This window comes from Sphingomonas sp. 67-41, from assembly GCF_001899725.1.
Classification (GTDB): domain Bacteria; phylum Pseudomonadota; class Alphaproteobacteria; order Sphingomonadales; family Sphingomonadaceae; genus Sphingomonas; species Sphingomonas leidyi.
Genome location: NZ_MKWJ01000022.1, coordinates 865,405 through 887,690, shown reverse-complemented (window position 1 = coordinate 887,690; position 22,286 = coordinate 865,405). Strand labels below are relative to the sequence as shown.

At 68.6% G+C, this 22,286-nt stretch carries 23 protein-coding genes; 11 read left to right on the top strand and 12 right to left on the bottom strand.

The window, feature by feature from the left end:
* Positions 1-83 precede the first annotated feature (83 nt).
* Complete coding sequence (locus BGP17_RS15290) at positions 84-1,304, bottom strand: argininosuccinate synthase (protein ID WP_167299709.1); 1,221 nt, start codon at positions 1,302-1,304, stop codon at positions 84-86.
* 114 nt (positions 1,305-1,418) lie between these two features.
* On the opposite strand from BGP17_RS15290, the gene BGP17_RS15285 reads away from it, so the two are divergent.
* Positions 1,419-1,838 carry a DUF1801 domain-containing protein gene (locus BGP17_RS15285; RefSeq protein WP_286712569.1) on the top strand — a complete coding sequence of 140 codons (420 nt, stop codon included), beginning with the start codon at positions 1,419-1,421 and terminating at the stop codon, positions 1,836-1,838.
* Here the strand turns inward: BGP17_RS15285 and BGP17_RS15280 are convergent.
* The 6 genes from BGP17_RS15280 to BGP17_RS15255 form a co-directional block, all read right to left on the bottom strand.
* A complete protein-coding gene (locus BGP17_RS15280) occupies positions 1,826-3,088 on the bottom strand; it encodes an SAM-dependent methyltransferase (RefSeq protein WP_167299711.1) in 1,263 nt (420 codons plus the stop codon). The two genes, BGP17_RS15285 and BGP17_RS15280, sit on opposite strands and share 13 nt — an antisense overlap.
* A gap of 89 nt (positions 3,089-3,177) precedes the next feature.
* Positions 3,178-3,915, bottom strand: a complete 738-nt coding sequence (locus tag BGP17_RS15275; RefSeq protein ID WP_286712568.1) for a molybdopterin-binding protein — start codon at positions 3,913-3,915, stop codon at positions 3,178-3,180.
* Positions 3,912-4,601, bottom strand: a complete 690-nt coding sequence (locus tag BGP17_RS15270; RefSeq protein WP_286712567.1) for a cytochrome b/b6 domain-containing protein — start codon at positions 4,599-4,601, stop codon at positions 3,912-3,914. The genes BGP17_RS15275 and BGP17_RS15270 overlap by 4 nt, the downstream gene beginning before the upstream one ends.
* 17 nt (positions 4,602-4,618) lie before the next feature.
* Positions 4,619-5,377, bottom strand: a complete 759-nt coding sequence (locus BGP17_RS15265) for a sulfite exporter TauE/SafE family protein (protein ID WP_286712566.1) — start codon at positions 5,375-5,377, stop codon at positions 4,619-4,621.
* Between the two features lie 102 nt (positions 5,378-5,479).
* The gene (gene rlmN, locus BGP17_RS15260; protein WP_243857290.1) at positions 5,480-6,664 is read right to left on the bottom strand and encodes a dual-specificity RNA methyltransferase RlmN; all 1,185 of its coding nucleotides are present in this window, start codon (positions 6,662-6,664) and stop codon (positions 5,480-5,482) included.
* 79 nt (positions 6,665-6,743) lie between these two features.
* The gene (locus tag BGP17_RS15255; protein ID WP_286712564.1) at positions 6,744-7,679 is read right to left on the bottom strand and encodes an NAD-dependent epimerase/dehydratase family protein; all 936 of its coding nucleotides are present in this window, start codon (positions 7,677-7,679) and stop codon (positions 6,744-6,746) included.
* Positions 7,680-7,772: 93 nt separating this feature from the next.
* Between BGP17_RS15255 and BGP17_RS15250 the strand changes: the two genes are divergently transcribed.
* Positions 7,773-8,651 carry a LysR family transcriptional regulator gene (locus tag BGP17_RS15250; protein ID WP_286712563.1) on the top strand — a complete coding sequence of 293 codons (879 nt, stop codon included), beginning with the start codon at positions 7,773-7,775 and terminating at the stop codon, positions 8,649-8,651.
* 104 nt (positions 8,652-8,755) lie between these two features.
* Positions 8,756-9,157, top strand: a complete 402-nt coding sequence (locus BGP17_RS15245) for a DUF4168 domain-containing protein (RefSeq protein WP_286712562.1) — start codon at positions 8,756-8,758, stop codon at positions 9,155-9,157.
* Between the two features lie 161 nt (positions 9,158-9,318).
* On the opposite strand, the gene BGP17_RS15240 is transcribed toward BGP17_RS15245, so the two are convergent.
* Together BGP17_RS15240 and BGP17_RS15235 are read right to left on the bottom strand one after the other, a co-directional pair.
* The gene (locus tag BGP17_RS15240) at positions 9,319-9,777 is read right to left on the bottom strand and encodes a hypothetical protein (RefSeq protein ID WP_286712561.1); all 459 of its coding nucleotides are present in this window, start codon (positions 9,775-9,777) and stop codon (positions 9,319-9,321) included.
* Positions 9,774-10,421 (bottom strand): histidine phosphatase family protein, encoded by a 648-nt coding sequence (locus BGP17_RS15235; protein ID WP_167299719.1) that lies wholly within the window; start codon positions 10,419-10,421, stop codon positions 9,774-9,776. The genes BGP17_RS15240 and BGP17_RS15235 overlap by 4 nt, the downstream gene beginning before the upstream one ends.
* A 309-nt stretch (positions 10,422-10,730) precedes the next feature.
* Between BGP17_RS15235 and BGP17_RS15230 the strand changes: the two genes are divergently transcribed.
* Together BGP17_RS15230 and dnaN are read left to right on the top strand one after the other, a co-directional pair.
* Positions 10,731-11,339 carry an outer membrane protein gene (locus BGP17_RS15230; RefSeq protein ID WP_167299720.1) on the top strand — a complete coding sequence of 203 codons (609 nt, stop codon included), beginning with the start codon at positions 10,731-10,733 and terminating at the stop codon, positions 11,337-11,339.
* A 137-nt stretch (positions 11,340-11,476) separates the two neighbouring features.
* Entirely contained in the window at positions 11,477-12,589 is a 1,113-nt protein-coding gene (gene dnaN / locus BGP17_RS15225) for a DNA polymerase III subunit beta (RefSeq protein WP_167299721.1), read from the top strand.
* A 172-nt stretch (positions 12,590-12,761) separates the two neighbouring features.
* Here the strand turns inward: dnaN and BGP17_RS15220 are convergent, their stop codons facing one another.
* Positions 12,762-13,400 (bottom strand): hypothetical protein, encoded by a 639-nt coding sequence (locus BGP17_RS15220; RefSeq protein ID WP_286712560.1) that lies wholly within the window; start codon positions 13,398-13,400, stop codon positions 12,762-12,764.
* Entirely contained in the window at positions 13,393-13,611 is a 219-nt protein-coding gene (locus BGP17_RS15215; RefSeq protein WP_167299723.1) for a helix-turn-helix transcriptional regulator, read from the bottom strand. The genes BGP17_RS15220 and BGP17_RS15215 overlap by 8 nt, the downstream gene beginning before the upstream one ends.
* A gap of 156 nt (positions 13,612-13,767) precedes the next feature.
* On the opposite strand from BGP17_RS15215, the gene BGP17_RS15210 reads away from it, so the two are divergent.
* A complete protein-coding gene (locus tag BGP17_RS15210; protein WP_167299724.1) occupies positions 13,768-14,532 on the top strand; it encodes a Coq4 family protein in 765 nt (254 codons plus the stop codon).
* 15 nt (positions 14,533-14,547) lie between these two features.
* On the opposite strand, the gene BGP17_RS15205 is transcribed toward BGP17_RS15210, so the two are convergent.
* Complete coding sequence (locus BGP17_RS15205) at positions 14,548-15,297, bottom strand: hypothetical protein (protein ID WP_286712559.1); 750 nt, start codon at positions 15,295-15,297, stop codon at positions 14,548-14,550.
* 118 nt (positions 15,298-15,415) lie between these two features.
* Between BGP17_RS15205 and recF the strand changes: the two genes are divergently transcribed.
* From recF to BGP17_RS15180, 5 genes are all read left to right on the top strand, one after another.
* Complete coding sequence (gene recF, locus BGP17_RS15200) at positions 15,416-16,483, top strand: DNA replication/repair protein RecF (RefSeq protein WP_286712558.1); 1,068 nt, start codon at positions 15,416-15,418, stop codon at positions 16,481-16,483.
* A gap of 61 nt (positions 16,484-16,544) precedes the next feature.
* Entirely contained in the window at positions 16,545-17,066 is a 522-nt protein-coding gene (locus BGP17_RS15195; RefSeq protein ID WP_286712557.1) for an energy transducer TonB, read from the top strand.
* Positions 17,067-17,128: 62 nt separating this feature from the next.
* The gene (gene gyrB, locus BGP17_RS15190; protein ID WP_286712556.1) at positions 17,129-19,675 is read left to right on the top strand and encodes a DNA topoisomerase (ATP-hydrolyzing) subunit B; all 2,547 of its coding nucleotides are present in this window, start codon (positions 17,129-17,131) and stop codon (positions 19,673-19,675) included.
* Positions 19,676-19,881: 206 nt separating this feature from the next.
* Positions 19,882-21,264, top strand: coding sequence for a TolC family protein (locus BGP17_RS15185; RefSeq protein ID WP_286712555.1), 1,383 nt, complete (start codon positions 19,882-19,884; stop codon positions 21,262-21,264).
* Positions 21,261-22,283, top strand: coding sequence for an HlyD family secretion protein (locus tag BGP17_RS15180; RefSeq protein ID WP_286712554.1), 1,023 nt, complete (start codon positions 21,261-21,263; stop codon positions 22,281-22,283). The genes BGP17_RS15185 and BGP17_RS15180 overlap by 4 nt, the downstream gene beginning before the upstream one ends.
* Positions 22,284-22,286: the final 3 nt, after the last annotated feature.

Sequence of the window (22,286 nt, the reverse complement as noted above, 5' to 3'; positions counted from 1 at the left end):
CGCAGCTAGGCCAGTTTGGTTAATTGCGCGTTAGGCGCCTGCCGCCGACGGATGCGTGCGGCACCCGCCGGATACCCGGCCGATCAGAGGCGATCGCGGCGCCCGAGCAAGCGGAGCCGCAGCGCGTTGAGCTTGATGAAGCCCGCGGCATCGCGCTGGTCGTATGCGCCCTGATCGTCCTCGAAGGTCACCACCTTCTCCGAATAGAGGCTGTACGGCGACTTGCGGCCGGTGACGATCACGCTGCCCTTGTAGAGCTTGAGGCGGACGGTACCGGTCACCTTCTCCTGGCTGTGATCGATCGCGGCCTGGAGCATCTCGCGCTCCGGCGCGAACCAGAAGCCGTTATAGATCAGCTCCGCATAGCGTGGCGCCAGCTCGTCCTTCAGGTGCGCCGCGCCGCGATCGAGCGTGATCTGCTCGATGCCGCGATGGGCGAGATGATAGATGGTGCCGCCCGGCGTCTCGTACATGCCGCGGCTCTTCATGCCGACGAAGCGGTTCTCGACCAGGTCGAGGCGGCCGATGCCGTGCTTGCGGCCCAGCTCGTTGAGCGCGGTGAGCAGCGTCGCCGGCGACATCGCCTGGCCGTTCAGCGCCACGCCGTCGCCCCGCTCGAAATCGATCGTGATCGTCTCGGGCGCGTCCGGCGCGTCTTCGGGGTTCACCGTGCGCGAATAGACATAGTCGGGCACTTCCTCCCACGGATCCTCGAGCACCTTGCCCTCGCTCGACGTGTGCAGAAGGTTCGCGTCGGTCGAGAAGGGCGATTCGCCGCGCTTGTCCTTGGCGACCGGGATCTGGTGCTTCTCGGCGAACTCGATCAGCCTGGTGCGGCTGGTCAGGTCCCATTCGCGCCAGGGGGCGATCACCTTGATGTCCGGGTTGAGCGCGTAATAGCCCAGTTCGAAGCGCACCTGGTCATTGCCCTTGCCGGTGGCACCATGGCTCACCGCGTCGGCATTCACCATCTTGGCGATCTCGATCTGGCGCTTGGCGATCAGCGGGCGCGCGATCGAGGTGCCAAGCAGATACAGGCCCTCATAGAGCGCGTTCGCGCGCATCATCGGGAAGACGAAGTCCTTGACGAACTCCTCGCGCAGATCGTCGATGAAGATGTGCTCGGGCTTCACGCCGGCCATCTCGGCCTTCTTGCGCGCCGGCTCGAGCTCCTCGCCCTGGCCGAGGTCGGCGGTGAAGGTGACCACCTCGCACTGATATTCCTGCTGGAGCCATTTCAGGATCACGCTCGTGTCCAGGCCGCCCGAATAGGCGAGCACGACGCGGTTGATCTTGTCCGACATGGGGCGACTCCAAAGGATGTGCGGGGAAACGGCGTGCGCCTTACGGGCGCGGGACCGCTTCCGCAAGTTCTGTAGCTGGGGCATGCTCCCCCGGCATCGACTCGGGAGGGGCAGATGGCCGAGCTCAAGACCAGGGCAACGGAGATTCAGGTCGCCGACTTCATCGCTGCGGTGCCCGATGCCACGCGCCGCGCGGATGCCGGGGCGGTCTGCACGATGATGACACGGCTGACCGGCGAGCCGCCGAAGATGTGGGGGCCATCGATCATCGGCTTCGGGCGCTATGCCTATCGCTATGACAGCGGCCGCACCGGCGAGATGTGCCGGATCGGCTTCAGCCCGCGCAAGGCCGAGCTGGTGCTCTACGTGCTCGACGGCAATGCCGATCAGAGCGAGGTCCTGGGCCGGCTGGGCAGGCACCGGACCGGCAAGGGCTGCCTGTACATCAAGCGGCTGGCCGATGTGGACGCGGACGTGCTCGAGGAGATCGTCCGCGCCAAGATCGCGCGGATGGACGCCGCCTACCCGGCCTGACCGGCCTGGCGCAGCGTCACCTTGTGCGGCTCGCGCAGGGTTCGCTCCTCCTCGACCATATAGTCGCGGGTGAGCGGCAATGCGTCGCGCGAGCGCGAGAACTGGAGCTGGTAGTTGACCAGCCCGCCATATTTGAAGCTCACATGGCACCCCGCCAGGTAGAAGCACCACATGCGGTAGAAGCGCTCGTCGTACAAGGCGACGATCGCGTCGCGCGCCGCGACGGTGCGCTCGTACCAGTGCCGGAGCGTCTCGGCATAATGGAGGCGCAGCACCTCCACGTCCGTCATGAAATAGCGCAGCCCCTCATAGCCCTTCGCGATCTCCGAGAGCGCCGGGATATAGCCGCCGGGGAAGATGTACTTCAGCGTGAAGGCATCGGTGACGCCCGGCCCGCCTGCCCTGCCGATGGTATGGAGCAGCATCACGCCCTCGGGCGTCAGCAGCTCGCGCACCTTGCGGAAGAAGGTGCGGTAGTGCGGCGTGCCGACATGCTCGAACATGCCGACCGAGACGATCCGGTCGAACTGGCCGGCGACGTGGCGATAGTCGATCAGCTCGAACTTCACCTTGTCCGCCACGCCGGCATCCGCCGCCCGTTGCCGCGCGACCTTGAGCTGCTCCTCCGACAGGGTGACGCCCAGCACCTCGGCGCCGGTCTTCTGGTGGATGTAGAGCGCCATGCCCCCCCAGCCGCAGCCGATGTCGAGCACCTTCATCCCCGGCTTCAGCGCCAGCTTGGCGACGATGTGCGCCTTCTTGTCGAGCTGGGCCTGTTCGAGGCCGATGCCCGGCGCGCTGAAATAGGCGCAGCTATATTGCCGGTCGGTATCGAGGAAGAGATCGTAGAGCTTGCCCGACAGGTCGTAGTGATGCGCGACGTTCCGCTTCGAACGGCGCTCCATGTTGATCCGGCCGAGCCGGAACATCACGGCGTCGACCGCCTTCTTGAACGCGCTGGGGAAGAGCACCGAATCATTGTCTTCCCAGCGATTGTTCGATGCGAACAGGATCAGCAGGTCGAGGATCTCGCCCTGCTCGACCTGAATGTCGCCGTCCATGAAGGCCTCGGCCGCGCCCAGCGAGGGATCGCGCAGGATGCGGCGCGTCGCGCCTGCTCCGAAACGGATCGTTACCGGCTTGAGCGCCGGATCGGCTTCGCCGAAGCTCTGCCGGGTGCCATCCGCGTGGATGACGGTGAGTTGTCCGCGCTTTATTGCGCGTGCGAAAAAACGATCGATCAACGCCATTAAGCCGTCACCACCACCCGATGTAACAGCCCCCCGGCAACCACATTAGGGAAGCGCGCGATTTCCGCAATATTTCCGCAGCTGCGAAATCAGATTCCGCCGTACCATTCATAGCCGGCGATATCCTCCCAGAAGCCGCCCTTGCCGCGGCCGATCCCGGCCAGGCTCGCCACCGCCTCGATCCGCATCACATATTTCGCGTGCTTGTAGCCAAGCTGGCGCTCGACCCGGAGGCGCAGCGGCGCGCCGTGCCCGATGCCGAGCGGCGCGTCGTTCATCGCCCAGGCCAGGATCGTCTGGGGGTGGAAGGCGTCCACCAGGTCGATCGATTCGTAATAGGGGATCCGCCGCTGACCGAACGCGTCGGCGCAGTGGAAGACGATATAGCGCGCGCCGTCGCGCAGGCCGGCGAGCCGGAGGATCGTCTCCAGCCGCGGCCCCTGCCATTTGCCGATCGCGCTCCAGCCCTCGACGCAATCGTGCCGGGTGATCTGCGCCCGCTGGGGAAGCGAACGCAGCTGGGCGAGACTGAGCGAGAGCGGCCGCGCGACGAGCCCGCCGACCTGCAATCGCCAGTCGGCGAAGCGATTGGCGGCAAGCGCGTTATATTCGGGCGTATTGGGATTGGCAGTGCCGTTGGTGCGGAAGCGCGGGCTGCGCTGCTCCGGGCGGAACTCGCGGGCGAGCGCGGCGCGGCCGTTGATCGATCGCTGGAGATAGCGGTGCGCTTCCTCGGCGCTCAGCAGCACCGGGCTGCCGCTCCACGCATCGCAGCCGGCGAGCAGGGTCGCCCCACCGGTGACGATCAGGCCGCGCCGGGTGATCATTCCCCCGGCTCCGCTTCGGGCGATCGCCACCAGCCGGTGATCATCGAGCGCACTTCGTTCACCGGGCCGGCCAGGATCACCAGGGTCAGGTGCACCAAGACGAAGCCGGTCAGCAGCGCCATCGCGATGAAATGGAGCGAGCGCGCCGATTGCCGCCCGCCGAACAGGTCCGCCAGCCAGGGCCACATGCCCGGCGCCAGCGCCAGGCCGGTGAAGATCAGCAGCGGCAGCAGCACGAACAGGACCAGGGCATAGCTCGCCTTCTGGAAGAGATTGTACGCGCGCGGGTCCTCCGGATCGTGGAAGCGCATCTCCCAATGCGCCCGGAGGTCCCCGGCGAGGTGCGCGGCGCTGAGCTCATCGCGGCGGAAGCGCAGGTCGCGCTGGAGGTGCCGGTTGGCCAGGCTCCAGAGCAGGTAGATCAGCAGCGAGAATGCCAGCACCAGCGCGAAGAACAGATGCCAGTGCCGGGCGCCGGCCAGGTCGTAGGTGGACGGCAGGGTCAGCCAGCCCGGCCAGCGCGGCAGGCTGAGCCAGGCATGGTCGAAATTCGCGCCGTAATTGCCCCAGTAGAGCCGCGGATGCGCATTGAAGATCATCAGCCCGCTCGGAATCATCACCAGCACGGCGAGCGCATTGACCCAATGCCAGATGCGCGTGATCAGCCGGTGGCGATAGACCTGCATGGCCCTATCCTAGCCGATCATCCATAGGCGCGCACGAAGAAGACGAGGGTGGTGCCGCCGGTGACGAGCAGGGTCCAGGCGCGCACCATCCGGTGCGAGAGCCGCTTGCCGATCCGCGCGCCCAGCCAGCCGCCCAGGATCCCGCCGGCGAGCATCGGCAGGCAGGCCCACCAGCGCACCATGCCGATCGCGATGAACACCAGCGCCGCCGCGAAATTGGCGACCGCGAGCATCAGCGTGCGGATCGAGAAGAGCGAGCGCGGGTCGGCACCGGCGAGCAGGCCATAGACCGCGGTGGTGATCAGCCCCACCCCGCCGCCGAAATAGCCGCCATAGATGCCGAGCAGGCTCTGCGCGGCGACGAGCGTGCGCCGCCCGATGGTCACCCGCGCATGCAGCCAGTCCGAGGCGCGGCGGCCGAACGCCATCACCACGAAGGCGAAGAGCAGCAGCCAGGGGATGATCATGTCGAATGCCCGGGTCGGGGTGAGCACGAGCAGCATGCTGCCGACCAGCCCGCCGGCAAAGGTGATCCCGGCAAGCGCCCGCACCGACAGGCCGCCCACCGGCGCCAGTTCGTCGCGATACTCCCATGCGCTCGCGCCTGCGCCCGGCAGCAGGGCGACGTTGGACGTGGCATTGGCGATGTTCGAGGGCAGGCCGAGCGCGATCAGCGCCGGCAGCGTCGCGAAGGTGCCCCCGCCCGCCAGCGCGTTCATCGCGCCCCCGAGCATGCCGGCGGCAGCGGGAAGGATCAGGGCGGCGGGATCGATCACTCCGCCTTCCTTCCGCGCCCGCCCCGCCTTGTCGAGGGCAATCTCGCGCGCGCCGGTCCGCGAGGGCAAGCTACCGGAACGGCGCGACCGCGATACCGGGCCTTAGCCCAGCGCCGCCAGCTTCTCCTCGGCCTCGCGGTCCATCTGGGCGCGGCTCTTCTTCTCGGCGGCAGTCTTGAGCTGGCCGCAGGCGGCGTCGATGTCGCGACCGCGCGGCGTGCGCACCGGGGCCGAGATGCCCGCTTCGAACACGATGTTGCTGAACGCCCGGATCCGCTCCGGCGTCGAGCATTCGTACGGCGCGCCCGGCCAGGGGTTGAACGGGATCAGGTTCACCTTGGCGGGCAGCTTGTACTTCTTGAGCAGGCGGACCAGTTCGCGGGCATCGGCGTCGCTGTCGTTCTTGTCCTTCAGCATCACATATTCGAAGGTGATGCGCCGGGCATTGTTGGCGCCCGGATAGTCGGCACAGGCCTGGAGCAGCTCCTCGATCCCGTACTTGCGGTTCAGGGGCACGATCTCGTCGCGCACGTCCTTGGTGATCGCGTGGAGCGATACCGCAAGATTCACTCCGATTTCCTCGCCCGCGCGCGCCATCATCGGCACCACGCCGCTGGTCGACAGGGTGATGCGGCGCTTGGAGAGCGCGAGCCCGTCGCCGTCCATCACGATCGCCAGCCCGTCGCGGACATTGTCGAAATTGTAGAGCGGCTCGCCCATGCCCATCATCACGATGTTGGTGAGCATGCGGCCCTCGGGCTGGCTCGGCCATTCGCCCAGCGCATCGCGGGCCAGCATCACCTGGCTGACGATCTCGCCCGCCGTAAGGTTGCGCACCAGCCGCATCGTGCCCGTGTGGCAGAAGCGGCAGTTGAGCGTGCAGCCCACCTGGCTGGATACGCAGAGCGTGCCGCGGTCCGCATCGGGGATGAAGACCATCTCATAGTCCTGGCCGTCCGCCGAGCGGAGCAGCCATTTGCGCGTGCCGTCGGTCGAGACCTGCGCCTCCACTATCTCGGGGCGGCCGATCACGAAGCGCTCGGCGAGCCAGGGATGCTGGGCCTTGGCGATGTCGGTCATCGCCGCGAAGTCGGTCGCGCCGCGATTGTAGATCCAGTGCCAGATCTGCTTGGCGCGCAGCTTGGCCTGTTTCGGCTCCAGCCCGGCATCGGCGAGCACCGCGCGAAGCTGTTCGCGCGAGAGGCCGATCAGGTCGACGCGGCCGTCCTCGCGCGCCACCGCGGGTCGGGGCACCGGCACGGGGTCGATATGCCCGGGAATGGGCATAGGCTCGATGTGCCCGTGAACGGGCGGGGGCGCGGCCGAGACTGTCTGCATGGCCGCGCACATAGTCGATCTCGCGCGATTATTCCAGTGACCCCAGCGCGTTGAGCGAGGCCCGCAGCGATTCGACCAGCCCGGTGTGCGGCTCCTCCCCCAGAAAGGCCACCAGCTCGCGATTGTCGAGACGCACGGGATGGTTCCAGAAGGGGCGCATCTCGATCAGCTCGCGCAGGGTGGAATTGAACGGTGCGGCGAGCGGCAGCAGCGCCCAGGGCAGGCGGGCATGCTTCACCTTGCCGCCCGCCGCCGCCGCGATCGCCGCGGGGAAGCTGCTGCCGTCCGGGTCCCAGTGACCGGCGAAATGGAAGCGGGCGAAGCGCGGCAGCTCCGCCTCGCGATCGAGCAGCCGGGCGAAGGCCTCGCCGACATCGGGCAGATAGGCCCAGGCATGCCCCACCCCGCGCCGCCCCGGATTGGTCACGCGCGTCACCGGCTTGCCCGGAGCGATCATCCCTTGCGAGAGCCAGCTGTTGCCCGGCCGCGGCCCATAATAGTCGCCGGCGCGCAGGATCAGCGCGCGCACCCCCGATTCGGCGATCCGCGCCTCCATCGCCCTGCGGATCGCGCCCTTGCGCGTGCCGGGCTCCTGCGGCGAATCGGGCCGGGCGACCGGGGTTCCGGCGGGGTCGTAATTGTAGATCGTGCCGGGCAGCGCGAGGCGGGCGTCATTGGCCCAGGCCGCCTCGATGCTGTTCTCCAGCATCGGCAGCACCCGCTTGTCCCATTCGCGATACCCCGGCGGATTCACCGCATGGACCAGCGCCGCCGCACCCTGGGCCGCGGCCAGCACGTCGCTGCGCACCATCGCGTCGCCCTCGCGCCAGTCGATCCGGGAATCCAGCCCGGGGCGGAGCCGGCGGACCAGCCCGCGCACCTGCCAGCCCCTCGCGAGCAGCGCCCGCGCCGTCTCGCCGCCTACGCCGCCCGTCGCCCCGAGCACCAATGCGATCCTGTCCATTCCAGCCTCCGTTGCTATCGATGTTCACGGGGTTGGACCAATCGAGCCTATAAGAAAATTGTCGAACCTTTTCATATCGTGTATAAGAATTTGATGAACTCCATCGACTGGGAGCAGCAGCGCGCCTTTCTGGCGGTGCTCGAGACCGGCAGCCTGTCGGGCGCGGCGCGGCGGCTCAACCTTGCGCAACCGACGGTCCGGACGCGGATCGAGGCGCTGGAGGCGGCGCTGGGCACGCCGCTGTTCACGCGTTCCCCCGGCGGCCTCACGCCCACGGAGAGGGGATCGGCGCTGCACGAGCATGCCCGCGCGATGGCGCTCGCTTCGGAGGCGTTCGTCCGCACCGCCTCGGCGGCGCCGGACGAGATCGCCGGCACGGTGCGCGTCACCGCCAGCGAAGTGATCGCGGTGGAGGCGTTGCCGCCGGTCCTCACCGCCCTTGCCCGCCGATATCCGCGCCTGGTGATCGAGCTGAGCCCGAGCAACCGCAACGAGGACGTGCTGCGCCGCGAGGCCGATGTCGCCGTCCGGATGGCGCCGCCCCGCCAGGAAGCGCTGGTCGCGCGGCGGATCGGCACGGTGCCGCTCGGCGTGCACGCGCATCCGGACTATCTTGCCGGCCGCCCGCATCCCGTCCACTTCGCCGATCTCGCCGGCCACCGGCTGATCGGGCCCCAGAGCGATTCGCCGACGCTGCGCGCGGTGCAGGCGGCGGGCTTCCCCGTGAAGCTTGGCGAACTGGGCTTCCGCAGCGACAGCGACCATGCCCAGCTCGCCGCCATCCGCGCGGGGCTGGGCATCGGCATCTGCCAGCTGCCGATCGGCACGCGCGACGGGCTGGTCAGGCTGCTGCCCGACTTCCGGCTCGACCTCGAGACCTGGGTGGTCTGCCACGAAGACCTGCGCGGCCTGGCCCGCGTGCGCACGGTGTTCGACGCGCTGGTTGCCGGGCTCCAGGCCTATCTCGGTTAGCCCCGGGAGAGCCACGACGCACCGCGTTCGGGTTGTCCTGTTGCATCCGCGCACCGCAGCGTTGCGTTCAAGGGGGTGAGTTGGTTGCTTTTTGGAGTGCAGTAATGAAGCTTATCGGAACGATCCTCGCCGGCGCGACGCTAGCCATCGCCCCGGCCGCGCTGGCCCAGACCGCGCCGCAGACCGCCGATCCGGCCGCCCCCGCGCAGACCGCGCCGGCACCAGCCGCGCCGCAGGCCGCCGGGCCGGTGACCGAGGCCGAAGTCGGCCAGTTCGCCACCGCGGCGATCGAGATCGACAAGATCCGCAAGGACACCGCCACGCCCGAGGCCGACAAGGGTGCCAAGATGGCGGCCGCCGCCACCGCCGCCGGCCTGACTGCCGAGCGCTTCAACGCCATCGGCCAGGCCATGCAGACGGACACGGCGCTCAACAAGCGCATCCAGGCAGCGGCCAGCGCCAAGCTCGCCGCCTCGGGCGGCGCGCCGGCGGCGAAGCAGCCGTAGGGATTGGCCGTCAGGACAAGGACGGAAGGCCGGGGTTCCACGCCCCGGCCTTTTCATTCTTCACCGGCATCTCCGCGTTTTCCAACGTTACCCCCGCCTGCGCGGGGATGACGGCGAGAAATGGGAATGGCGGAAATGGTGTCCGAGACCCGGAGCCCGCTCTATCGCCCCGCGCAGCCCAGCGCGGCGGCGTCGATCGCGGTCGCCGCACCCCGGAGGGCATAGCCGTCGGCGAAGGGGGCGCCGTTCGCGCCCATCGTCTCCACGCTCATGCTCCGTCCCGCGCGCATCGCCGCGACGATCGCGGCATCGGTGCGCGCATCCGGCGCCCAGGCATCCGCATCCCCCGCCTGCAGCTCGAAGCGCCGCTCGCCGATCGACAGCGTCACGCGCGCATCGGGCGCGCGCGCGCGGCTCAATCTTATGTGCAGCTGGTTGCGCACCCCGTCGCGCGGCCAGGTCGCCACGCTGGCAAAGGGTTGCGCATTGGCATGCTTCTCCACCGGCCGGGCGATCGCGAAGCAGCGCAGCGGCGAGGGATCGCGGAACGCCCCCCAGCCATCGAACGTGCCAAGCGGCGCGCGCGCCTGAAGCAGCAGCAGGAGCGCCAGCCCGCTCATGCCGGCGCCGCGCCGCGCCCGGTGCCGATGTGCACCACCGTCTCCACGCCATGCTCGATCCGCACGATCGAACCCTGGGGCAGGTCGGGCGCCACCGGCGCGGCGAACCTTGGCTGCACCGGCAACCCGGTCATCACGCCGCGCAGGACGCGGCTCGACATGCCGTGCATGATCACCAGCCGATCGCCCGGATCGTCGTCGGTGTCGGCGAGCCAGGACGAGACGCGCGCGGCGATGCCGTCATACCATTCGCCGCCCGGCGGCGGGCGCGTGTAGAGCCCATGTTCCAGATCGAGGAAGCCCGGCACCTCGGCCATCAGATCGGCATAATAGCGCCCGCTCCACTCGCCCATGCCGATCTCGACCAGCCGGTCGTCGCGGCGCGCCTGGTGCCAGTCGAGCTCGAGATGCTCGGCGATGACCGCCAGCGTCTGCAGCGCACGCCCCGCGCTCGACGACCAGAGGGTGAGCTTCGGCCGGGGCCCCAATATCTCGCGCAGCGCCGCGCCCATCGCATCCGCCTGGGCGAAGCCGGCCCGGGTCAGCGGGGTGTGCGGATGATCGCCCTGCATGCGCCGGGCAAGGTTGAACACGGTCTCGCCGTGGCGGGCGATGAAATCGCGGCCTTTGCGCTGGTTCGTCATCGGCCCCGCACAAGCATTGGCGGCAAGAGAAAGGCAAGTGCCCAATTTGCGCCCCCTTTCGTTCAGCGGGGAATCAGGTGCGCTATTCCAATAGGACACCAGCCCGCTCGCGGGCAGACGATAAGAGGGAGTGACCATTGCGGGGACATTGTCGCCGTTAAGGGCCAGGCGTGGCCGGCAATCGCAACTGTTGCGGATAAGCCACGCTTTTTTCTGTTTATCGGGGGTTCATGAAACGGCGTCCCTCGCGCCGGGTTGATCTCCCCGCCCGCACTGCGAAGCGCGGGTGCGTACCCAAGGAGTTCAGTTATGCGTACCAAGTTCATCGCCGCCGCCGCAGCGCTTCTCGCCGGCTCGGCCTTCGCCGCTCCCGCCTTCGCGCAGAGCACCGATTCGGGCTTTACCGGCCCGCGCGCCGAGGCCGTGGTCGGCTGGGATCACGTCAAGCCCTCGGGCAGCGGCGTCAAGGGCGCCGACGGCGTGCTCTATGGCGGCCAGATCGGCTATGACTTCCAGGCCGGCAACGCCGTGTTCGGCGTCGAAGGCGAAGCCACCGGCTCCACCGCCAAGCGCACGGACACCAGCGTGCTCGTCGCCGGCGACCGTGCGCGCATCAGCACCGGCCGCGACCTCTATGTCGGCGCCCGCGTCGGCTTCACCGTGGGCGGCAATGCGCTGATCTATGCCAAGGGCGGCTACACCAACGCCAAGTTCGACAGCCGCTACGTGTCGGGCACGACCAACATCCGCACCTCGGACAATGCCGATGGCTGGCGCCTGGGCGCGGGCGCCGAGGTGAAGCTGAACGACAAGGTCTATCTGAAGGGCGAGTATCGCTACTCGAAGTACAATAACGACGACGCGGGCATCGATGCCAAGCGCCACCAGGTGCTCGCCGGCGTCGGCGTGCGCTTCTAATACCCTTAACCGCGTATTTAAGGTGTGAACTATAGGGCCGGGGCGCTTGCTCCGGCCCTTTTTGCCGTTAAGGGTAAAGGTCGGAAAAGTCCCGGTACCGGGTTAGATTCGGGCGACACATGCCCCGGGGGTTCTTGATGAAGGCGACGATCGAACGCGCAACTCTGTTGAGGGGCTTGAGCCACGTCCAGTCCGTGGTCGAGCGGCGCAACACGATCCCCATCCTGTCCAACGTGCTGATCGAGGCACAGGGCAGCGGCGCGCTGCGCCTGATGGCGACCGACCTCGACCTGCAGATCGACGAGACGATCGCGGCCGCGGTGGACCAGCCCGGCGCGATCACCGTGCCGGCGCACACTTTGTTCGACATCGTCCGCAAGCTGCCCGAGGGCGCGCAGGTGGAACTGTCCGCGGCCGAGGGGCGGATCACCGTCAATGCCGGCCGCGCGCGCTTCACCCTGTCGACGCTGCCGCGCGACGATTTCCCGATGATCGCCGAGGGCGAGCTGCCGACGGTGTTCGAGCTGCCGGCCGAGACGCTGAAGCAGATCATCGACAAGACGCGCTTCGCGATCTCGACGGAAGAGACGCGCTATTATCTCAACGGCATCTATCTGCACGTCGTCGACGAAGCGACGCCGGTGCTGCGCGCCGCCGCGACCGACGGCCACCGCCTCGCCCGCGTCACCGTGGCGCGGCCGGACGGCGCCGATTCGATGCCGGGCGTGATCGTGCCGCGCAAATGCGTGGGCGAGCTGCGCAAGCTGCTCGACGAAGTGGACGGTTCGATCGGCGTGTCGCTCTCGGCATCGAAGATCCGCTTCGACCTGGGCCAGGCGATCCTCACTTCGAAGCTGATCGACGGCACCTTCCCCGATTACACTCGCGTCATCCCGACCGCGAACGACAAGCTGCTCAAGCTCGATCCGAGAAGCTTCATGGAAGGCGTCGACCGCGTCTCGACCATCGCGACCGAGAAGACCCGCGCAGTGAAGATGGCGCTGGAGCGCGACAAGGTGATCCTGTCGGTCACCAGCCCCGAAAATGGCGCGGCGGCCGAGGAAGTGCCGGGCGACTATGCCGCCCAGGGCTTCGAGATCGGCTTCAACAGCCGCTACCTGATGGACATCCTCAACCAGATCGAAGGCGATTCGGTGGAAGTCCATCTGGCCGACGCCGCGGCGCCGACGCTGATCCGCGAGAACGACAAGTCGCCGGCGCTCTATGTGCTGATGCCGATGCGCGTCTGATCGCGCAGCGGACACAAGGCAGGAATGCCGGCGCGGAACGGCTCTGCGCCGGCATTTTCGTATCGGGGGCGGACTGCTCCCCGGCGAAAGCCGGGGCCCTGTTGCAATGTCGTTCGAAAGGCTGATGCGCCTAGCCAACTTCGCCGGGGAACAGCATCCGGCGAACCCCGCGTCAGGCGAACATGCCCCGGCGCAGCGCCACGACGATCGACACGGCCAGATAGATCGCTCCCGAGATCGTCATCAGCGTCCACAGGCTGACATTGGCGACGAGGCCGAGCCTGGCGAGCGCGGCCCAGCCGAACAGCCCGAACTGGAGCAGCCAGAAGCTGGCGATCGACGCCTCGGCGAGTGCGGCGCGATTGAGCTCGTCACTGCCGCGCCGGATCCGGGCGCTCAGCCAGGTCTGGAGCGCGAGCAGCGCCGCGATGCCGATCGCGACGGGAATCGCCGCATCGCCGGTGAAACCGAAACGGACGGCGAGCGGCGGCACAAGCAGCAGCGCGGCGCCCAGGAGCAGGGCCGCACCGTTCATGCGCAGATAGCGCAGCACGCCGGCGTCGAGCGGGTCGCCCTCCTGATAGTTTTCGGCCATGCGGCGATAGAGCGCGCTGCTCGACGCGGCGATCAGGGCGAACAGGCCGAGGGACAGCAGCAGGACGGCGAGCGCGGTGGAGGCCATGTCCTCGACCGGCATCTCCGCCAGCCAGGCGATCAGGCCGCTCCGCCCGGCGGCAAGGGCGATGACGAATCCGATTGCGGCACCATAGGCGGCGTGGACCAGCCGGCGCCGAGGCTTGCGATCAGCCATGGGGGAGCTCGGGCGGGGTCCAGTCGTCGAGGAAAATGGCATCGATGGGCACTCCAAAGATCTTCGAAAGCCGCATCGCCAGCGGCAGGCTCGGGTCGTATTTGTCGGTCTCGACCGCATTGATCGTCTGGCGCGACACGCCGAGCAGCCCGGCCAGGTCGCCCTGGCTGAGATTCGCCTCCGCTCGCAGCACACGCAGTCGGTTCTTCATGCGGCTTGTCCAGAACTCTGTACCATATGACAAGAGCTCTTGTCATTCCGAGTCAGGATTGTCAAGAACTCTTGTCATGTATGGCCATATGGCTGCAGGTTGATTTTGCGATCCGACTCCTATATTGACACTATTGTCAGTAAGGGATTCGCTTCCATGGCCACGCAACCCGCGCCGCAGATCTTCAACCCCGGCATCCCGATGAAGCGGGAATGGGGCACCGCGTTCCGTGCACTCGGGCGGCTGCTCGCCAATGGCGACGATACCGAGCAGGTCTTCCGCATCATGCGCGCGCTGAACGGCGATGCGACGCAGAAGAGCTATCGCAAGCTGCTGACCATGCCCAATGGCGGGCGCATCGCCTTCCAGCATGTCGAGATGGCCGAGAAGCTGTCGGATCGTGCCTGGATCGATGGCTTCGCCGAAGGCACCGTCGGCGCCGCCTATCGCAACTTTCTCGACCGCACCGGCTATTCGGCCGACGGGCTCGTGGCCGTCAGCATGGCCGAGGGGGCGTTCCAGAATGCCGACATCCAGCATCCCTATGCCTGGATGGGCCGGCGCGAACGCGACATCCATGACCTGTGGCACGTTATCACCGGCTACCAGGCGGACGAGCATCTGGGCGAGGCCTGTCTGGTCGCCTTCTCCTATGCGCAGACCGGCGGGCTCGGCTGGGGCTTCATCGGACTGGGCGCGGCGCTGAAGAGCATCCGCATCACCCGCAGGCTCGATTTCTTCCGCGCGGTGGTCGAGGGCTATCGCCACGGCAAACGGGCCGAATGGCTGCACGGCGAGGATTACGAGACGCTGCTCGCCGAACCGCTCGACCAGGTCCGCCGCCGCCTGGGCATCGGCGACCCGGTCCGGTACCGGGCCGCGCAGGCCAGCCTCGAAGCGGCCGGCCTGAAGGGCATCTGATCCCCGCCTGCCCGCTCAGGGCAGGTTCTCGATCTTGCCGCCGCCGCCCGGCGGCGCCAGCCCATCCATCGCCCCGAAGACTTCCTCGGCCGAAGCGACCGGACCGGGCAGCTCGAAATGCTTCGGGTCGATCGCCGCGGTGTCGACCGAGCGGAGTTCGAACACGATCTTGCCCGGCACACCGGAATCGACCGGCTGGATACGGAGCAGCGTGCCCTTGGCGAGGAGCCCCCGCGCGGTGGTGCCGAACTGCGTCGATTCGGGGATGAAGCCGGCCATGAAATCGAGCGCGAGATCGGCGGCGCGGGCGACGATCCGTCCGATCGGCGCCAGTTGCGGATCGGCGCTCGTCACGATCTCGATATGGCGCTTGCGGTCCTTCCCCGGCCCCGCGAGCATGCGCATCAGCCAGACCGAGCCGGTGCGCCCGGCCACGGTGGCGGAGGCGGGCCCCGCCTCCAGGCCGAACTCGACCTTCTCCTTCGCCGCCTCCGCGGCCTTGGGCAGCATGGCCTTGAACAGCGCTGCCATCGCCTGGAGTTCGAACACCTTGGGGCCGGTCTTCCCGTACAGCACGACATAATCGGCGCCGTCGCGGCGGACGATCGCGAACTTGCCGGCCAGCTCGACGCGGGAATTCCCGCCTTCGTCCGCTTCGACGACCAGTTCCTTGCCGTCGACGCCGTAGCGCGCGGTCATATCGGCCAGCGCGGGCAAGGGCGCGAGCGCGAGCGGCACGGCCAGGAACAACATGGTGCGGAGCATCGTGCCTTCTTTCCCCGAGGATGTGGACGGGCGCGATCATCGGGCAAGTCCCGGCGCGCCGCAAGCCGGGCGCATGCGGGCAGGTGATCCCCGCCGCGCGATCGGCTATCGGCGGGAAATGGCCGCAACCCGCCTCGTCCTCACCGATTTCCGCAACCATGAAGATGCCGTGCTGGCGCCCGGCCCCGGCTTCGTGGTGCTGAGCGGCGAGAATGGCGCGGGCAAGACCAACGTGCTCGAGGCGCTGTCGCTGCTCGCCCCCGGCCGCGGCCTCAGGCGCGCGCCGCTCGCCGAAATGGCGCGCCAGGGCGGCAGCGGCGGCTTCGGCGTCGCCGCGCGGCTGGGCGAGACCGACATCGGCACCGGCACCCAGGCCGGTGCGCCCGAGCGGCGGCTGGTGCGGATCAACGGCGCCACCGCCGCGGCCACTTCGCTCGCCGAATGGGTGAGCGTGCTGTGGCTGACCCCGGCGATGGACCGGCTGTTCGTCGATGCCGCGGGCGAGCGGCGGCGCTTCCTCGACCGGCTGACCCTCGCCCTCGCCTCGGGCCATGCCCATCATGCGACGCGCTACGATGCGGCGATGCGCGAGCGCAACCGCCTGCTCGCCGACGATGCCGCGCCCGATGCCGACTGGCTCGCCGCGCTCGAGGCGCGCATGGCCGAACATGGCGCCGCCATCGACGCCGCCCGGCGCGAGGCCGTATCGGCGCTCGCGGAGCGGCTGGCGGCACAGCCCGAGGGGCCGTTCGCCCGCGCCGGCCTGGCGCTGGAAGGCTGGCGGGGCGATGCCGACACACTGGCCCGCGAACTCGCCGCCGGCCGCCGGCGGGATGCCGGTGCGGGACGCACGCTCGCCGGCCCGCACCGGGCGGACCTGCTCGTCACCCATCTCGGCAAGCGGCAGCCCGCGCATCTCTGCTCCACCGGCGAGCAGAAGGCGCTCCTTCTCGGCCTGGTCCTCGCCCATGCCGAACTGGTCGCCGAGCGTGCCGGGCGCGCGCCGATCCTGCTGCTCGACGAAGTCGCCGCCCATCTCGACCCCGGCCGCCGCGCCGCGCTGTTCGCCCGACTCGAAGGCCGCGGACAGGTGTGGATGACCGGCACCGAGCCGGGCCTGTTCGAAGCGGTGCCCGGCGGCGCCACGCGCTACCACGTCGCCGACGGAACGGTGCTCGCAGAATAGGACTGGACGCCGCGGCGATTCCTACGCACCCTTCCGCACGCAACGGGAGGGGGAAGAGATCATGCCCGCTTTGTTCATGCTCGGTGCCGTCGCGGCGGTACTCGCGCCCGCGCCGGGCGCATCCGGCGAGAAGCTGCGCGCCTGGCCGGCGATGCGCCACGAAGGCGCCACCTATGCCGTGGCGACCGACCGCAGGAACCGGATCATTTCCTGCCTGCCGCTCGATCCCGCCACCGACGCGGCCAGGACGAAGGCGGCCTGCGCCGCCATCGCGGCCCGGGGCGTGCCGGCGGCGATCACGCCGGCGCTGGCCAAGGGCCCGACCGACGAGTGGTTCCCGTCTTCCGACTATCCCGCCATGTCGATCCCGGAGCACAGCTCGGGCAGCGTGACCATCGTCTACGAGATCGACGAGCGCGGCGCGGCGACGCACTGCATGGTCCAGCACAGCAGCGGCATCGCCAGGCTCGATCTCGCCGCCTGCGCCGCGGTGCTGAAGCGCGCGCGCTTCACCCCGGCCAGCTACCAGGGCAAGCCGATGCACGCGGCCGCGATCGCCACCTTCGAATATGACAGCGAATAAGCGCGCCCAGGGGGGCCGCCGCGCCCCCTATTTTGCTTCCGTTTCGTGACGCCAATTCCTATATGCTGGGCATGGCAATCGACGACACCACTCCCGAAAATACCCCGAACCAGAACAGCTACGGCGCAGACTCGATCAAGGTCCTCAAGGGACTGGACGCAGTGCGCAAGCGCCCCGGCATGTATATCGGCGATACCGACGACGGCTCGGGCCTCCACCATATGGTGTTCGAGGTCTCGGACAATGCGATCGACGAGGCGCTGGCCGGGCATTGCGACAAGATCATCATCCAGCTGAACCCGGACGGCTCGGTCTCGGTCGAGGACAATGGCCGCGGCATTCCCACCGGCATCCACAGCGAGGAGGGCGTCTCGGCGGCCGAGGTCATCATGACCCAGCTCCATGCCGGCGGCAAGTTCGAGAACACCAGCGACGACAATGCCTATAAGGTGTCGGGCGGCCTGCACGGCGTGGGCGTCTCGGTGGTGAACGCGCTTTCCGAATGGCTCGACCTCAACATCTGGCGCGACGGCGAGGAGCATTACATGCGCTTCGCCTATGGCGACGCGACGGCGCCGCTGAAGGTGATCGGCACGGCGCCCGAGGGCAAGAAGGGCACGCGCGTGACCTTCCTCGCCTCCACCGAGAAGACTCCCGGCGACGGCGGCACTTTCAAGAACCAGATCGAGTATGACTTCGAGAAGCTCGAGCATCGCTATCGCGAGCTGGCGTTCCTGAACTCCGGCGTGCGCCTGTTCCTGCGCGATGCGCGGCACGAGGACGTGAAGGAAGTCGAACTCTATTACGAGGGCGGCATCGCGGCCTTTGTGAAGTGGCTCGATCGCAACAAGCAGCCGCTGATGCCCGATCCCGTGGCGATCGCCGGCACCCGCGACGACGTGACCATCGATGTCGCGCTGGAGTGGAACGACTCCTATTACGAGAACGTCCTCTGCTTCACCAACAACATCCCGCAGCGGGACGGCGGCACCCATCTGGCGGCGTTCCGCGCCGCGCTGACCCGAACCATCAACAACTATGCGGACAAATCGGGCGCGCTGAAGAAGGAGAAGGTGACGCTCACCGGCGACGACATGCGCGAGGGGCTCACCGCGATCGTCTCGGTCAAGCTGCCGGATCCGAAGTTCAGTTCGCAGACCAAGGACAAGCTGGTCTCGTCCGAAGTGCGCCAGCCGCTCGAGAGCCTGATGGCCGACAAGCTGGCCGAATATCTGGAGGAGAATCCCGCCAATGCCCGCATGATCATCCAGAAGGTGATCGACGCGGCGGCGGCGCGCGAGGCCGCCAAGAAGGCGCGCGAGCTGACCCGGCGCAAGGGCGTGATGGACATCGCCAGCCTGCCCGGCAAGCTGGCGGACTGCCAGGAGCGCGATCCGGCCAAGTCCGAGCTGTTCCTGGTCGAGGGTGACTCGGCCGGCGGCTCGGCCAAGCAGGGCCGCGACCGGCATTTCCAGGCGATCCTGCCGCTGCGCGGCAAGATCCTGAACGTCGAGCGTGCGCGCTTCGACCGGATGCTGTCGAGCCGCGAGATCGGCACGCTGATCCAGGCGATGGGCACCGGCATCGGCCGCGACGACTTCAACCTGGAGAAGCTGCGCTACCACAAGATCGTCATCATGACCGACGCGGACGTGGACGGCGCGCACATCCGCACGCTGCTGCTCACTTTCTTCTACCGGCAGATGCCCGAGATCATCCAGGCGGGGCATCTCTACATCGCCCAGCCGCCGCTCTACAAGGCGACCAAGGGCCGCTCCGAAGTGTATCTCAAGGATGATGCCGCGCTCGACCAGTATCTGGTCGAGGCCGGAGTCGGTGCGACGCGGCTGGAAACCAATGAAGGGCCGATCTTCGGCGACGAGCTGATCAAGCTGGTCGACCATGCCCGGCGCATGCGCACCCTGATGCGCTATGTGCCCCGGCGCTACGCGCCCGACATCGTCGAGGCGCTGGCGCTGGCCGGCGCCTTCGATCCCGAGGCGAGCCGCGAGCAGCGCGCCGAGCGGCTGGGCGCGGTGACCCGCCGACTCGACCAGACCGACGAGGATGCGCGCTGGTCGGCCCGCGTCACCGACGAGGGCGGCTTCCATTTCGAGCGGCTGTGGCGCGGCGTGACCGATCACCACATCATCGAGGCGGCGTTCCTCACTTCGGCCGAGGGGCGCAAGCTCCACGCGCTCGCTGCCGAGCAGGCGGCCAGCTATGGCGCGCTCGCCAAGCTGGTGCCGGCCAAGACCGCCATGACCGAAGAGGCCGCGCCGGCTTCCGAGGAAGGCGATGGCGAGGAACTGGTCGCCGCCGCCAAGGGCGAAACGCTGGTGGCGCGCCCGAGCGAGCTGCTCGATGCGATCCTGGCCTCGGGCCGCAAGGGCCTGTCGATCCAGCGCTACAAGGGCCTTGGCGAGATGAACGCCGAGCAGCTCTGGGAGACCACGCTCGATCCGGCCAATCGCTCGATGCTCGTCGTCCAGGTCGATCAGGCCGATGTGGCGGACGAGATCTTCACGCGCCTGATGGGCGACGTGGTCGAGCCGCGCCGCGAGTTCATCCAGGAGAACGCCCTGAGCGTCGCCAATCTCGACGTGTAGGTTGGGCCCCGATCGGCAAACACCGTCATCCCCGCCTGCGCGGGGATGACGAAGAAAAGCGGGGATGACGAAGAACAAGGGCCTGCCGGAGCAAATCGAAACGCGCCGGGCTCTTGCCCCAGCCGCGCATCGCCGACCGTAATGGACCCGAACGCGGGAAATCGCTCTTTACAAAAGCGGCATGATCGCGATCATTCGCGCGTGGCGTGACGGGAGTTCTGTCGATGCGCATCCTGGCGTTGTCGCTGCTATCTACGCTTTCCTGTGCATCGCCCGTCTTCGCGCAAACTTCCGAGCCGCTGGGGCTGGACTATCGCGCGGCGCAGGACAGGCTGCTCCAGCGCTCCGACGCGATCGAGGCCGCCGCCGCCAATCTGCGCGGCAAGGAAGCGCAGGAAGGCGCGACGCGCACGCTCGGCCGGCCGGACGTGGACGTCGAGGCACAGCTGCTCGAATATCAGAAGACGCTCTATCTGCCGCTCGGATCGCTGGCGCCGGTGGCGGAATTCTTCGGCATCCGCGATCCGCTGAAGTTCCGCCAGGAACGGACGAGCACCCGGCCGATCGTCACCGCCACCCTGCCCTTCTACACCGGCGGCCAGATCTCCGGGACCCGGGCCGGCGCCAGCGCGCAGGTGGCCCAAGCCAAGGCCGATCGCGACATCGCGGTGGACAATGCCCTCGTCCAGCTGGTGCAGGCCTATTACGGGCAGCAGCTCGCCGAGCGGGCGCTGGGCATCCGCCGCGACGTGCTCGACGGGCTCAACCGCCATGTCGCCGACGCGACGAAGCTCGAACAGGCGCGCTTCATCAGCCGCGCGCAGCGCCTGCAGGCGGAAGTGGCGCGCGACGATGCCGCCCGCGAATATGAGAAGGCGATATCGGACCTGGGCACCGCCAATGCCGCGCTCGCCGGCATGCTGCGCGCGCCGGCCGGCGTGCATCCGCTCAGCCCGCTCGGCGTCGATTCGCAGCCGCTGGAGCCGCTCGAGAACTTCAAGGCCGCCGCGCTCTATGCTCATCCCCAGCTGGCCCGGATGCAGGCGCTGGAGGACCAGGCGCGCGCCGGCGTGACGATCCAGCAGTCCAAGCTGCGGCCGACCATCTACGGCTTCGGCCAGTATAATTTCGACAGGCGCGACTCGCTGCTCACCGACCCCGACTGGTCGGTGGGCGTCGGCCTGAAATACAAGCTCATGTCGGGTGCCGGCCGCCGGCAGCAAGTGGATGCCGCGCGCGAGACGGTGGCGCAGGCCGAGGCCGGATTGCGCGAGGCGCGCACCCAGCTCGAAATCGGCGTGACCAAGGCCTGGGGCGAGACGGAGGCGGCGCGCAGGCGCTTCCTGCTGCTGGACAGCGCGCTCGCCTCGGCCACCGAGAATCTGCGGCTGCAGACGCTCTCCTTCCGCGAACAGCAGGTCACGTCGCTCGACGTGATCGACGCACAGCTCGGGCTGGGCCGCGCCCGCGTCCAGCGGGCTCAGGCCGCCAACGACTATGTCCAGGCGCTCGCCCAGCTGCTCAGCCTGAGCGGCCAGATGGCCCGGATGCCCGAGTATCTCGCCCGGGCCGACAAGGTGATCCCATGACCGATACCGTGATCGAGGACGAAGCCCCCGCACCCGCCCCCGCCCGGCGGCGACCGGTCGCGCTGATCGCGGGGCTGGTGGTGGCGGTGCTGCTCGCGCTCGGCCTGTGGCTGGCCTATCGCCCCGCGCCGGACCAGATCCAGGGCATGGTCGATGCGCGCGAGATGCGCATCACCAGCAAGGTCACCGCCCGCATCGCCGCCTTTCATGTCGAGGAGGGGCAGCCGGTCAAGGCCGGGCAATTGCTCTACACGCTCGACAGCCCGGAAGTCGCCGCCAAGTCCGAGCAGGCGGGCGGCGCGCTGGCGGCGGCGCAGGCGGTGGAGAGCAAGGCGGACGAAGGCGCCCGGCCGGAGGACATCCGCGCCGCCGAGGCGCAGTGGCGCCGGGCACAGGCGGCCGCCGAACTGGCCCGGACCACCTCCGCGCGTACGCAGCGGCTCTACGAGCAGGGCGTGATCGCCGGGCAGAAGGCGGACGAGGCGCGGACCAACGCAGTCGCTTCCGCCGAGCAGGCCAAGGCGGCGCGGGCGCAATATGATCTCGCGCTCGCGGGCGCGCGGCGGCAGGACAAGGCGGCGGCGACCGGCCAGGTGCAGCAGGCGCGCGGCGCCGTGGCGGAAGTGCAGGCGGCGGCCGACGAGACGCGCGTCACCGCGCCCGCCGATGGCGAGGTCGGCAAGCGGCTGGCCCAGCCCGGCGAGCTGGTGCCGCAGGGCTTCCCGGTGTTCGTGCTGACCGACACCGCGCATCCCTGGGTGACGCTCAACGTCCGCGAGGACCAGCTGCGCGGGCTGGCGCGGGGCAAGGAGATCGGCGGCACGATTCCCGCCCTCGCCAACCGGCGCGCGCGCTTCCGCGTGATCTACACCGCCCCGGCCGGCGACTTCGCGACCTGGCGCGCGACGCGGCAATCGACCGGGTTCGACATCAAGAGCTTCGAGGTGCGGGTGGTGCCGGTCGCACCGGTCGAGGGGCTGCGGCCGGGCATGACCGTGCTGTTCGACTGGCCGGCCTGACCG

Excerpts from the sequence above, each read along its gene's own strand:
- BGP17_RS15285 (WP_286712569.1), top strand. The coding sequence starts at position 1,419 with ATGGCCGAGCTCAAGACCAGGGCAACGGAGATTCAGGTCGCCGACTTC.
- BGP17_RS15205 (WP_286712559.1), bottom strand. The coding sequence starts at position 15,297 with ATGCTCCGCACCATGTTGTTCCTGGCCGTGCCGCTCGCGCTCGCGCCC.
- BGP17_RS15245 (WP_286712562.1), top strand. The coding sequence starts at position 8,756 with ATGAAGCTTATCGGAACGATCCTCGCCGGCGCGACGCTAGCCATCGCC.
- BGP17_RS15290 (WP_167299709.1), bottom strand. The coding sequence starts at position 1,304 with ATGTCGGACAAGATCAACCGCGTCGTGCTCGCCTATTCGGGCGGCCTG.
- BGP17_RS15215 (WP_167299723.1), bottom strand. The coding sequence starts at position 13,611 with ATGAAGAACCGACTGCGTGTGCTGCGAGCGGAGGCGAATCTCAGCCAG.
- BGP17_RS15250 (WP_286712563.1), top strand. The coding sequence starts at position 7,773 with ATGAACTCCATCGACTGGGAGCAGCAGCGCGCCTTTCTGGCGGTGCTC.
- BGP17_RS15275 (WP_286712568.1), bottom strand. The coding sequence starts at position 3,915 with ATGATCACCCGGCGCGGCCTGATCGTCACCGGTGGGGCGACCCTGCTC.
- BGP17_RS15240 (WP_286712561.1), bottom strand. The coding sequence starts at position 9,777 with ATGAGCGGGCTGGCGCTCCTGCTGCTGCTTCAGGCGCGCGCGCCGCTT.
- BGP17_RS15220 (WP_286712560.1), bottom strand. The coding sequence starts at position 13,400 with ATGGCTGATCGCAAGCCTCGGCGCCGGCTGGTCCACGCCGCCTATGGT.
- BGP17_RS15230 (WP_167299720.1), top strand. The coding sequence starts at position 10,731 with ATGCGTACCAAGTTCATCGCCGCCGCCGCAGCGCTTCTCGCCGGCTCG.
- recF (WP_286712558.1), top strand. The coding sequence starts at position 15,416 with ATGGCCGCAACCCGCCTCGTCCTCACCGATTTCCGCAACCATGAAGAT.
- rlmN (WP_243857290.1), bottom strand. The coding sequence starts at position 6,664 with ATGCCCATTCCCGGGCATATCGACCCCGTGCCGGTGCCCCGACCCGCG.
- BGP17_RS15195 (WP_286712557.1), top strand. The coding sequence starts at position 16,545 with ATGCCCGCTTTGTTCATGCTCGGTGCCGTCGCGGCGGTACTCGCGCCC.
- BGP17_RS15255 (WP_286712564.1), bottom strand. The coding sequence starts at position 7,679 with ATGGACAGGATCGCATTGGTGCTCGGGGCGACGGGCGGCGTAGGCGGC.
- dnaN (WP_167299721.1), top strand. The coding sequence starts at position 11,477 with ATGAAGGCGACGATCGAACGCGCAACTCTGTTGAGGGGCTTGAGCCAC.
- BGP17_RS15280 (WP_167299711.1), bottom strand. The coding sequence starts at position 3,088 with ATGGCGTTGATCGATCGTTTTTTCGCACGCGCAATAAAGCGCGGACAA.
- BGP17_RS15210 (WP_167299724.1), top strand. The coding sequence starts at position 13,768 with ATGGCCACGCAACCCGCGCCGCAGATCTTCAACCCCGGCATCCCGATG.
- BGP17_RS15235 (WP_167299719.1), bottom strand. The coding sequence starts at position 10,421 with ATGACGAACCAGCGCAAAGGCCGCGATTTCATCGCCCGCCACGGCGAG.
- BGP17_RS15180 (WP_286712554.1), top strand. The coding sequence starts at position 21,261 with ATGACCGATACCGTGATCGAGGACGAAGCCCCCGCACCCGCCCCCGCC.
- gyrB (WP_286712556.1), top strand. The coding sequence starts at position 17,129 with ATGCTGGGCATGGCAATCGACGACACCACTCCCGAAAATACCCCGAAC.
- BGP17_RS15270 (WP_286712567.1), bottom strand. The coding sequence starts at position 4,601 with ATGCAGGTCTATCGCCACCGGCTGATCACGCGCATCTGGCATTGGGTC.